This window comes from Psychromonas hadalis ATCC BAA-638, from assembly GCF_000420245.1.
GTDB classification, from domain to species: domain Bacteria; phylum Pseudomonadota; class Gammaproteobacteria; order Enterobacterales; family Psychromonadaceae; genus Psychromonas; species Psychromonas hadalis.
In genome coordinates this window covers 22,772-34,135 of the sequence record NZ_ATUO01000022.1, presented here as the reverse complement: position 1 = coordinate 34,135, position 11,364 = coordinate 22,772, and the positions used below count along the sequence as shown (strand labels likewise).

Annotated in this window: 11 protein-coding genes and 1 pseudogene; 2 read left to right on the top strand and 10 right to left on the bottom strand. The window is 38.3% G+C overall.

All coding sequences use genetic code 11. The annotated features are described in order from the left end of the window. Positions 1-322: 322 nt before the first annotated feature. The gene (locus G322_RS19940; protein ID WP_022940651.1) at positions 323-1,345 is read right to left on the bottom strand and encodes a D-alanine--D-alanine ligase family protein; all 1,023 of its coding nucleotides are present in this window, start codon (positions 1,343-1,345) and stop codon (positions 323-325) included. Between the two features lie 308 nt (positions 1,346-1,653). Here G322_RS19940 and G322_RS0104680 point away from each other — a divergent pair. Continuing rightward, positions 1,654-1,854, top strand: a pseudogene (locus G322_RS0104680) (heme ABC transporter ATP-binding protein/permease CydC); the annotation flags it as partial. Between the two features lie 211 nt (positions 1,855-2,065). On the opposite strand, the gene G322_RS0104675 reads toward G322_RS0104680, so the two are convergent. The 9 genes from G322_RS0104675 to G322_RS0104635 form a co-directional block, all read right to left on the bottom strand. Further along, positions 2,066-2,260: a hypothetical protein gene (locus tag G322_RS0104675; protein WP_022940649.1), complete on the bottom strand. Its 195-nt coding sequence runs from the start codon at positions 2,258-2,260 to the stop codon at positions 2,066-2,068. A 461-nt stretch (positions 2,261-2,721) separates the two neighbouring features. Then, positions 2,722-2,844 carry a cytochrome bd-I oxidase subunit CydX gene (cydX, locus tag G322_RS22160; protein WP_022940648.1) on the bottom strand — a complete coding sequence of 41 codons (123 nt, stop codon included), beginning with the start codon at positions 2,842-2,844 and terminating at the stop codon, positions 2,722-2,724. A 15-nt stretch (positions 2,845-2,859) separates the two neighbouring features. Then, positions 2,860-3,999: a cytochrome d ubiquinol oxidase subunit II gene (cydB, locus tag G322_RS0104665; protein WP_022940647.1), complete on the bottom strand. Its 1,140-nt coding sequence runs from the start codon at positions 3,997-3,999 to the stop codon at positions 2,860-2,862. Next, complete coding sequence (locus G322_RS0104660) at positions 3,992-5,563, bottom strand: cytochrome ubiquinol oxidase subunit I (RefSeq protein ID WP_022940646.1); 1,572 nt, start codon at positions 5,561-5,563, stop codon at positions 3,992-3,994. The genes cydB and G322_RS0104660 overlap by 8 nt, the downstream gene beginning before the upstream one ends. A 445-nt stretch (positions 5,564-6,008) precedes the next feature. Further along, positions 6,009-7,022 carry a Holliday junction branch migration DNA helicase RuvB gene (ruvB, locus tag G322_RS0104655; protein WP_022940645.1) on the bottom strand — a complete coding sequence of 338 codons (1,014 nt, stop codon included), beginning with the start codon at positions 7,020-7,022 and terminating at the stop codon, positions 6,009-6,011. Positions 7,023-7,279: 257 nt separating this feature from the next. Next, a complete protein-coding gene (gene ruvA, locus G322_RS0104650) occupies positions 7,280-7,900 on the bottom strand; it encodes a Holliday junction branch migration protein RuvA (protein ID WP_022940644.1) in 621 nt (206 codons plus the stop codon). 63 nt (positions 7,901-7,963) lie between these two features. After that, on the bottom strand, positions 7,964-8,851 hold the full coding sequence (gene rarD, locus G322_RS0104645) for an EamA family transporter RarD (protein WP_156873911.1): 888 nt from the start codon (positions 8,849-8,851) through the stop codon (positions 7,964-7,966). A gap of 285 nt (positions 8,852-9,136) precedes the next feature. Further along, positions 9,137-9,658, bottom strand: coding sequence for a crossover junction endodeoxyribonuclease RuvC (gene ruvC, locus G322_RS0104640; protein WP_022940642.1), 522 nt, complete (start codon positions 9,656-9,658; stop codon positions 9,137-9,139). Between the two features lie 2 nt (positions 9,659-9,660). Continuing rightward, positions 9,661-10,593, bottom strand: coding sequence for a LysR family transcriptional regulator (locus tag G322_RS0104635; protein ID WP_022940641.1), 933 nt, complete (start codon positions 10,591-10,593; stop codon positions 9,661-9,663). Between the two features lie 110 nt (positions 10,594-10,703). Here G322_RS0104635 and G322_RS0104630 point away from each other — a divergent pair, with 110 nt between their 5' ends. Then, on the top strand, positions 10,704-11,339 hold the full coding sequence (locus tag G322_RS0104630) for a carbonic anhydrase (RefSeq protein ID WP_022940640.1): 636 nt from the start codon (positions 10,704-10,706) through the stop codon (positions 11,337-11,339). The last annotated feature ends 25 nt before the right edge of the window (positions 11,340-11,364 follow it).

The following is an 11,364-nucleotide window of genomic DNA, read 5'->3' as shown; positions in this document are numbered from 1 at the left end:
CGACTTCCTGAAACGCATGGGTTTTAAAGGAAGAACAACGACTTCCTGAAACGCATGGGTTTTAAAAGGAGAACAACGACTTCCTGAAACGCATGCATTGATGGCGCGAGTTTTTCCTAGGTAATACAAGGTCACTGATAAAAGACACTGGCTATGAAAGCAAAATGCAAGCTTTGCATTCCATTAATAGTTAGATTGAAAAACCAAGTCGCCAACGAGAAAGCATAACAGGATGGCGTTCTAACAATCTCTGTAACACCTTTTACTGTCGGCCAGACAAGAAATGGTCGCTGGTTTTCTTAGCCACTTGAAACCCCACTTTTTAATTAAGCTGTCGACTAACGACAATGTCTTTGTTGATTAGATTGTTAGGGGGTGTTTTTTGTTCCGCTCTACAAAGTCCATTTGCTAACATTATTTGAATGACTTTATCATAGGGTAATGCACGCTCAATTTCACAAGATTTAGGGAAATAGCTAGAACCGCATGTCATACCAGGCACCAAATTGGCTTCAATAAAAAAACAATCTCCTGCTTTATTAGCTCTAATATCTATTCTACCGAAGTCCCTCACACCTAAGGTCAAGAATGAATTAACAGCAAGTTTTATCACTTCATTTTTCATTTCACCCTCTTCAATTAATTTTAGTTCTTCTGAATTATCATTCTTAACCTTTTGACCTAAAATTCTCAGCCCATTTTTTGATTCTGGTGGGACTATTTCGATAGGAGAAATGATGAGTTCGTTGTTGGGTGTATTTATTATTGAAACTGTAAACTCACGCCCATCCAAATATTCTTCAACCAAAATAGGAGTACTAAACCTGTTGTATAATGACAATACTTTAGTTTCAAACTCCGAAAAATTGGTTGTGAAAGAGAAATCGTCAATTCCGTTTCCATTGGCTGCATCTATCGGCTTTAAAAATAATGGAAATTTAATTGGAAGTTCATTTGCACATCGGTACTGCCCAGGAATTGCCGTAAAATATTTTGCAGTTTTAATGCCTTTATTTGCTAAATATAATTTAGCATTAACTTTATTGGAATCAAATCTCAACACATCTCTTGATGAGCCAGTGAAATTAATTCCATATTGAGAAAAAAACTCACTTAACCAAATATTATTTCCATTTTGAAGTGCAATATATTTTACGGCTAAAATAACCAAATCTGGATTTCTTTTGACAATATCCTGCAGGTCTCGTTCAGATTTGCATATGTTTAATTTTACGTCATGACCTATCCTTTCAATAGAATCAAATACACTGCGGCAAGCCTTTAGAGTTCCAAATCCTGTTTCGTTCAAGTTTTCGTTTTGAGTTGTTACTATTTCAATTTTCAATACTTATTTCCTTGATGAGTTGCGACATTTTTCTCGGCAATTTTGCACCGCAAATAAAACATGCAGGGATATATAAATGAATGTGCATAATGCAACAGCATCATTTTTATTTACTTGTTATATTTTAGGAGGGGTAACTACAAGCTATAACGGTATAGGAAAGGCATGACAATATGATGACAGGGTAGATTTAAAGGACAAAACTAAATGATTAAGAAAAAGATCGGGAGACATCAATATGTTCAAACATTAAAAATATGGCTGTCTCCGCTTTACCCAGCAACTATTAGGTGGAGAACAAGTCGCATGAGCCCATAGAAGGGTTAGATAAGCGCACCGAGCGTGAAATTTTAGCACTACTGTTTGAGTTTGCAGCAGATAAAAGCCTACCGATGATCAGCCATCGATTAACCGCCATGAGTAAAATGGATAACATCTATCTGATGGAAGCGGGAAAATCGTGCGCCAGTGGCCGTTATTATATGCGTTTACATAGCCAATTAGCTTAGGAAAAATTAAGCTTTATACATTTGTTAAGAGGTAGGTTGAAAAAGGAAGTATTATTCCTTTTTCTCTTTTTTTGTTGTATAAAAGTGCGCTTAACGATGACCACAGCCGTTTCCCCAAAGAACTGAAAACCTAAGTGCTTTCGCCCTCAAGTGCCTTACAAAAGAAAGTTAATGTTTTAACCTTCTCTTGCTCATAGAAAGTTCGCTGCTATTACATTGCTTGCTGACGTTTATCAATAATCTTCTGAACGTGTACTACTACACCTTCCATCGAAAGCTCGGTAGCGAGGTATCTGATACGGTACAAAGATATTAGTGGTAAATCTTCAATAGGCTGATCGAGTAAAGCTTTAAGTTGGTTTTTTTCACTGTTCGGATTATTCTCTTGGTTGTTTAAACCTGACATAATTAGTTGATTCCTTATATTATTAAAATAGTTTCCCTAAAATAGGGAGATAGTACGTGTGGTGTAGAGATACTACAAAGAGGTTAAATTAAATATTAAAGTTAACACTTAACTTTAATATTTCCTCATACATGATCTGTGTTGCCGTCGCTCTTTTAAAGTCGGCATAAGCATAACATGTAGGAGACTTTTTAATAACCAGCCACTTCTTAACTGATTTTATCTTACAACTACAAATAATACCAATCGAAATAAATAGCGAATCTATTTTTTTGGTTAGAATAACGTAGTTAATCTTCGAAAAGCGTCAACTTACACTTTAATTAAGTTGTTTTTCCTGCGTAAAAACTGATCATTATATTAAGCGAATATGGTATTAGCCATAACAATACCACTCTATCAATAAAAAAAGGATTAGTTACCAAGTAACTAATCCCCTTTTATGTTCAATATGTTAAGCATTAATCCTGCTTATTTTCTTGCTCTTCTTTCTCATTCGTTTCTACCTGCTCTAACCATAGGCCGTTAATAATACCTAATGAGCACGCTAATAAAATGCCTAAAATCCATGCAAAATACCACATAATTTATATCCTCAATTAATACGCTGAATGTTTATATTTAGCTAAATATTCTTTACCGATGCGACCAAACATTTTGAAGTATGACCAACAGGTATACAGTAAAACAATCGGTAAGAAAATAGCAGCTGCAATGCTCATTATATTCAGAGTCAATTCACTTGATGTTGCATCCCAAACAGTAAAACTAATATTGGGATTAATACTTGATGGTAATATAAATGGGAAGGTACTAACCGCAAAAGTCGATAATACCGCCACTTGCGTTAAGCTACTGAAAAAGAAAGCAAAACCACTACGATGATACTTTGTTGCAACAAGCACTAATAAAGGCAAAAACAAACCCAGTGCAGGCGCTAACATGGTCAGTGGATATTTACTGTAATTTAACAGCCATGCTCCCTCTTGTACTACAACCGTTTTAAGCATCGGATTTGAAGGGCCACTTAGCGATCCAATTTCAGTGATCACATAACCATCAATGCCATAAGCAACCCAGAACCCAGCCAGTGCAAATAAGAGTATGGTGAGTGGCGCACAAATAAAGATAACAAGACGCGCACGCGCTCGAATCTCATCTTCTGTTTTCATTTGTAACCACGTCGCACCTTGCAATACAAACAGCATCAGACTAAAAACGCCTACTAAAAGCGCAAAAGGGTTTAATAAATCAAAAAATCCCCCCTGATAATAAGAGCGTAAAAAATCATCTAATATGAAAGGCACACCTTGCAAAATATTAGCAAACGCAACACCAAAAATAATAGGTGGGACAACACTGCCAGTAAAGATCGCCCAATCCCAACTATTGCGCCAGCGAGGATCCGCTATTTTACTACGATAATCAAAACCAACGGGTCTAAAAAACAGCGCAAACAGAGTTAGCATCATCGCCACATAAAACCCTGAAAAGGCGGTTGCATAAACAGCAGGCCAAGCTGCAAAAATAGCAGCCGCCCCCGTTACAAACCAAACTTGATTACCTTCCCAATGTGGCGCAATACTATTTATCATAATACGGCGTTCATCATCTGTTTTGGCAATGACAGGGAGTAAGGCACCGACACCCATATCAAAACCATCGGTGATCACAAAACCAATCAGCAAAACACTGATTAATCCCCACCAAATTAACTTTAACGTTTCATAATCAAACATGCTCACTCTCCTGTTGATTTTCAAGTTGCTCAAAATGATACTTACCCGTTTTTAAACTGCTTGGACCTAAACGTGCAAAACGTAACATTAAGAACACCTCAATCACTAATAGCACCGTATAAAAAGCCGCAATTGAGATAATACTAAACCACAGCTGTTCAACGGAGAGTGATGATACTCCCATGTGGGTCGGCAATATTTCAGCAACAGCCCAGGGTTGACGGCCATATTCAGCAACAAACCACCCGGCCTCAATCGCTATCCAAGGCAGGGGTAAACTATATAAACAGATTTTCAAGAAGGTTTTATTGCTACCAATTTTATTACTCGCTGATTGATAAAAAGCAAACAGGAAGATAAACAGCATTAATACGCCAGCACCTACCATAATACGGAATGACCAAAACATAGGCGCAACACTTGGAATACTATCATCCACCGCCATTTGAATTTGTTGTTCAGTGGCATCAACGACATTAGGTGCATACTTTTTGACCAGCAAACCGTAACCGAGATCTATTTTAATCGCCTCAAAGGCTTTAATATTCTCAGGGCTATCGTCACCAGTACGTAGTTTCTCAAGTAAACCATAGGCTATCATGCCGCTACGAATACGTACTTCATGCTCATCCATTAACTCTTTTAGACCTTTTACCTCTTTGTCTAATGAGCGTGTGGCAATAATACCTAACGCATAAGGAATTTTAAGCGCATAGTCAGTACGTTGCTCCTCTTGATTAGGCAGGCCAATCAAGGTAAATGCAGCGGGGGCAGGATGTGTTTCCCATTCAGACTCAATAGCAGCCAATTTTACTTTCTGTATATCACCCACTTCATAACCACTTTCATCACCTAAAAGAATGGTACATAAAATACCTGCAGTACCAAAGGCAGCCGCAATCGCAAAAGAGCGTTTAGCAAAGGGTAAATCTCGCCCTTTTAACAGGTAATAGGAGCTAATTGCCAACACAAACATCGCGCCGGCAACATAACCAGAGGCCACCGTATGAACAAATTTCACTTGTGCGACGGGGTTAAAGACCAGCTCCGAAAAGCTGGTCATCTCCATACGCATGGTTTCATAGTTAAATTCTGCCCCAACTGGATTTTGCATCCATGCGTTGGCGACTAGAATCCACAATGCCGACATACTTGAGCCAAAAGCGACTAAAAAGGTCGCCATTAAATGTTGTAATTTACTTAATCTATCCCAGCCAAAGAAGAACAAACCAACAAAGGTTGATTCTAAAAAGAAGGCCATTAAACCCTCAATGGCTAAAGGTGCACCAAATACATCACCCACATAATGTGAGTAATAAGCCCAGTTAGTACCAAACTGGAACTCCATTGCTAATCCCGTTGTTACACCAAGAGCAAAGTTAATACCAAACAGTTTTCCCCAGAATTTGGTCATATCTTTGTAGATCTCTTTCTTGGTCATCACATACAGTGATTCCATAATCAATAAGATCCAAGCAAGGCCTAGCGTTAATGGTACAAACAAAAAGTGATACATGACGGTCATCGCAAACTGAAAACGCGATAGATCTACAATATCATCCATTTTTTTCTCCTAAAGTTTAAAATATAATTAATTAAATTCTGTCTGTTTTGTCTTCACTTCACAAAGAGGATACAACTTCACGCTATAGGTAAGATAAAAACAGTTGCAAATGTTAAAGAGATGTTAAAGAAAGACAAATATTTAACATCTCTTTAGCATCAATTAGTTACACGTCATTTGTGCACTGTTATACTCTTTAAGCTGATCTAGATCAATTCATATTAGCACTATTTATTATCCTAGCTAATTGATAAACAGTGTATCTTTATATTCAATTATGGTGTATTTATTGATGTATGTTTGATTCGCAAGTTTGCTAAACGAGCTTTGCATCATTTTCCAAGGAATTCACAGTACAGTAAAAAGGGATAGGGAATAAAATAGTGGCAATACAACTTACTCTTGCTTACTTTTCAGTTAATGAATAAACAAGCAAGCGTTAATCTCAGCTGTTAATGGGGGGCTTATCAAATCCAAAATGTAGGTAAGTTCTGCTGGTAGCAATGCGCCCACGGGGGGTGCGTTGTAGAAAGCCTTGCTGAATCAGGTAAGGCTCTAGCACATCCTCTATTGTCTCTTTCTCCTCACCAATGGCGGCCGCCAAATTATCTAGCCCAACAGGCCCGCCTTGGAAGGTATCTAAAATAGACATCAATAATTTTCTGTCCATATAATCAAAACCTTGATCATCAACTTCAAGCATATCAAGTGCCTGTTTGGCAACGTCGACATTGATCATCGCCATCTTTTTTACTTGCGCATAATCACGTACACGGCGCAGTAAACGGTTAGCAATACGCGGTGTACCGCGTGAACGCTTGGCAATTTCAATCGCACCTGACTCATCTAAATCAAGATTAAAATGTTTACCACTGCGCAGTACAATTTTGGTGAGCGGTTTTAATTCATAATATTCAAGACGTTGTACAATACCAAAGCGATCACGCAAGGGGGAAGTTAACGAGCCTGCACGTGTGGTTGCACCGATAAGAGTAAAAGGAGGCAGATCTAATTTAATTGAACGGGCAGAGGGTCCTTCGCCAATCATGATATCAAGCTGATAGTCTTCCATCGCAGGATACAAAATTTCCTCCACAACAGGACTCAAACGATGGATTTCATCAATAAACAGGACATCGTTCTCCTCTAAATTGGTGAGCAGTGCAGCTAAGTCGCCCGCTTTTTCTAAAATAGGCCCCGAAGTGGTTTTTATATTAACATCAAGCTCATTAGCAACTATGTGTGCAAGCGTAGTTTTACCCAACCCAGGGGGGCCAAAAATCAATAGATGATCTAATGCTTCACCACGCTGACGCGCAGCTTCGATAAAGATCTCCATCTGTTTATTAACTTGAGGTTGTCCCTCATAATCGGCTAATAATTTAGGACGAATGGCACGATCAATAAATGTGTCATCTGTTTTTTGTGTGCCTGATATCAGGCGATCTTCTTCAATCATTTTAGAACCTAATTATTATGCCAAATTATTATTCTACCAATTGGATTAAGTATGTGATCTAAATTTTACGCAGGAAAAATAGCTTAATTCAAGGCGGGAGTTGACGCCTTTCGAGAGATTAACTTCGTTAATCCTCTTTCGGTAGAATTAAAATAAAGACTTTAATTCTTTTATGGTTGTTCCCTTTACGAAACTTAAACCGAAGAAGTAAGTTATTTTAACCAGTAAAATAGATCAGCTATTTATTCTGATTGGTATTACATGCTTTTAAGTGCACCACGAATAAGTGCTTCACAATCCATCTCTTGTTGATAAATTTTATTAATGGTTTTTTCCGCGCTTGCAGGTTTATAACCCAATGCCACTAATGCACTGATCGCTTCCTCTTTTGCATTCGCACTCGTACTGTTGTTTTGCAAACCATTTTCAAAGGCCATTTTATCCGCTTCTGGCGTGAGCAAGTCTGCACCAACCCAATTTTTTAGCCTATCTTTCATCTCAACCACTAAACGCTCTGCGGTTTTTTTACCCACACCGGGTAGCTTCACCAAAGTACTCACCGCATCATTATGGATACATTGTACAAATTGATTGGCAGACATACCAGACAGAATGGCAAGTGCTAATTTAGGGCCGACACCATTCACTTTAATCAGCTCACGAAACATTGCACGTTCATGCTTATCAGCAAAACCATATAACAGTTGTGCATCTTCACGTACCACAAAGTGGGTATAAATAACCGCCTCTTCACCAATATCAGGCAAGGGATAAAAAGAGCTCATCGGCAATCGAATCTCATAACCTACACCCGACACATCTAACAATACTTCAGGGGGTTGCTTCTCTAATAAAATGCCACGTAATCTTCCAATCATCTTCTTTCCTCGCTTTGCTATAAGTGATTGAGTATAGAATAATGGCTGTGTATATATCCAGTGTTATTTTAATTTTTGCAGGATCAATTTCTCAAAAGCAAACAGTACAACACCAGACCAAATAAACATAAAGGTGATCATTTTATTGAGGCTTAGTTGCTCTCCATAAAATACCACGGCAAAAACAAACAATAATGAAGGTGCTAAATATTGGAAAAACCCCAGTGTTGATAACTTCAAACGCAGTGCTGCTTGACCAAAAAAGATAAGGGGTAATGCCGTCACGATCCCTGCAAACATTAACCAAAAGTTAAGTGACAAGCCATTATTGAGCATATTGACATATTCACTGTCTGCAATAACAAACAGGTAATAAAGTGCAATTGGCGCAACTAATAAGGTTTCAATAAATAATCCTGTTAGCGCTTCGACTCTAATTTTTTTACGTAACAAGGCATAAAAGGCGAAGCTTAGCGGTAATACCAGTGAGACCCAAGGCAATGCGCCTAACGCAAAAACTTGTATTAACACACCGATAAATGCAAGCCCTACCGCAACCCATTTAACACGGCTTAACGATTCATTAAAAAAGAGCAGGCCAAGCACCACGTTAATAAGTGGGTTGATAAAATAACCTAAACTCGCATCTAACATTCTGTCATTACTGATAGCCCAAATAAATACGCTCCAGTTACAACTAATGAGCAACGAACTCACACACAATAGCAGCAGCTTCTTAGGTATTTTGCATATTTTGTAAACATCTGACCAACCTGATAACAGCGTAATAATAATACCCGTCACCACCACAGACCAAATAACACGATGCGCTAAAATTTCATAGACAGGCACAAACTCTAAATACTTAAAATAGATCGGCGCAAAGCCCCACATGAGATAAGCACCTAATGCGTAAAAAATACCTAACTGTGTTTCAGAAAGTTGTTTCAACATATTTTTCTAACTCTCATGTAATTATAACTATTTAGCACCTTCTAATATTTGAGGTGTTTCATATAAAATTGAACGTAAATGCTCAGGGCTACGCCATTTATGTCTAGTTCGAGGCGAAGTTTAGTGGTTTAAATACTTCGTACATCCTGTACTACGCCCTGCGGGCCATCCTACGGATGTTCAAATTCATTCCCGATGAATTTGTGATCATTTTCAACACGGTTATCGTCGATAGCTGAAGCTTTAATATGAATAAACCCTAAATGGCAACGACACATATAATCAACGTAGTCGCCCACGTACTATTTTTTTCACTTTACCCGCCATTGCCACCAACGATTGTGCTGTATGCGCATGACAAATAGCCACCGCTAATCCATCTGCGGCATCCGCTTGTGGTTTACCCGATAACATTAATAGTTGCATCACCATTTGTTGTACTTGATCTTTGGTGGCGGCCCCCGTGCCCACGACCGCTTGTTTTATCTGTCTGGCTGAATATTCACAAACATATAAATCAGCTTGCGTAGCTGCCACAATAGCAGCTCCACGCGCTTGACCCAATTTGAGTGCAGAATCGGGGTTTTTTGCCATAAACACCTGTTCAATACCAAACTCAGTGGGTTGATACTGTTTGATAATTTCACTGATCCCCTTAAAAATCATGTCTAATCTGGGTGCAAGTGTGTCACCTTTAGTGCGAATACAACCACTGGCGATATAAAAACATTTTGACCCTTTTTGTTCGATAATGCCATAACCTGTGATCCGCGATCCGGGATCAATACCTAGAATAATACTCACTTTTATAATTTCTCATTGATAGCTAGAAAACGGTTACATAAAATATCTACATTTTCCTGTGCTAATATAAATTCGATAAATGCAGCTGCAATAGGGGAAAGATGTTTACTTTCATGATGCACAATATACCAACTTTTAACCAGTGGAAAACCGATTATATCAAGCTCTACCAACGAATTAGTAGCAAGCTCTAAAATCACACTATGTCGAGACACTGCAGAAATTCCTAAATCAGCCATGACTGCCTGTTTAATCGTTTCACTGTTGCCCAGCGTCATATTTACTTGCAGTGTAATACCTTTGCCACTTAAAAACTCCTCTAATGCTTTACGTGTTCCAGAGCCTTTTTCTCGATGAAGAAAAGCATGTTCAGATAACGATTCAAGCGGGATATTTTTTTGTAATGCCAAAGGATGCTCTGGACTGGCTATCAATACAATCGGATTATCCACAAAGGGATAACGTGCTAATGGCATTTTTTCAGGCAACAAACCCATAATAACCAGATCGTCTTTATTATCGATTAAACGCTGAATAATCTGCTCACGATTAACAATATCTAAATGAAAGTTTACTTTCGGATATTTTTTGTGGAAAGCACCCAATAAATGAGGTGTAAAATACTTTGCACTGGTCACCGCAGAAAGATAAAAATCGCCTTGCAACTCTCCTTTTAACGCACTGAGTTTCATGTCCATATTTTCAAAGCGACTAAAAATATCATCACTAAATAGGCGTAACTCTTTGCCCGCAGGGGTTAAATAGAGTGTCTTACCAATTTTTTCAAACAGCATAATACCAAGATTATTTTCTAACTGCTTAATTTGAATACTGACAGCGGGTTGCGTCAAGCCTAATATTTCACCCGCTTTAGTGTAATTCATCACTAATGCGACCTGCTTAAATACTTTTAGCTGATGCAGTGTGGTACGCATTAATATCTCCTAACCATAAATAATTTTAATGGCTTTGATAATATAGTTTAATTATTATTAATACAACAAATGCACTATGATAAAACATCAACAATATAAAGGGAAAAAATATGCCTGCAACTGATACTTTAATCGCTGGATATCAACGTTTTCGTAAAGGTTATTACCAACAGAATAAAGAACAACTATTAAAACTTTCTAAAGAGGGACAAAGTCCTAAAATCGCCTTGATCAGTTGTTCCGATTCTCGTGTTGACCCCAGTGTTATTCTTGACTGTGAGCCTGGCGATCTCTTCGTTATTCGTAATGTAGCCAACTTAATTCCCCCTTGTGAAGATTGCAACAGTTTGCACGGCACCAGTGCAGCTTTAGAATTTGCAGTAACAAGCTTAGAAGTCGAAAGTATTATCGTATTGGGTCACACTCAATGTGGTGGCATTAAAACATTGATGGATACGCCACCTTCAAACTCAACGGAAACGTTCATCGGAAAATGGATGCAACAGCTTGAAGGAGTACGTAATGAGATTCTTGCCGATGAAAGTATTACCGATCAAGCAAGCCGACATAGCCATTGTGAGCAAAAAGGCATACAACACTCTTTACAAAACCTCATGACCTTTCCTTGGATAAAAGAGCGTGTTGAAGCAGGTACACTAAAACTACACGGTTGGCGTTATGACTTAAGCAGCTCAGTGTTATGTGCAATGGACAACGCCACAGGTGAGTTCAAGATAATAAGCTAAAAAACACAAATAGAAATGATTATCA

Bases quoted from the DNA above. Each gene is read 5' to 3' on its own strand.
- G322_RS0104675 (WP_022940649.1), bottom strand. From the start codon at position 2,260: ATGTCAGGTTTAAACAACCAAGAGAATAATCCGAACAGTGAAAAAAAC.
- cydX (WP_022940648.1), bottom strand. From the start codon at position 2,844: ATGTGGTATTTTGCATGGATTTTAGGCATTTTATTAGCGTGCTCATTA.
- cydB (WP_022940647.1), bottom strand. From the start codon at position 3,999: ATGTTTGATTATGAAACGTTAAAGTTAATTTGGTGGGGATTAATCAGT.
- G322_RS0104660 (WP_022940646.1), bottom strand. From the start codon at position 5,563: ATGGATGATATTGTAGATCTATCGCGTTTTCAGTTTGCGATGACCGTC.
- ruvB (WP_022940645.1), bottom strand. From the start codon at position 7,022: ATGATTGAAGAAGATCGCCTGATATCAGGCACACAAAAAACAGATGAC.
- ruvA (WP_022940644.1), bottom strand. From the start codon at position 7,900: ATGATTGGAAGATTACGTGGCATTTTATTAGAGAAGCAACCCCCTGAA.
- G322_RS0104635 (WP_022940641.1), bottom strand. From the start codon at position 10,593: ATGCGTACCACACTGCATCAGCTAAAAGTATTTAAGCAGGTCGCATTA.
- G322_RS0104630 (WP_022940640.1), top strand. From the start codon at position 10,704: ATGCCTGCAACTGATACTTTAATCGCTGGATATCAACGTTTTCGTAAA.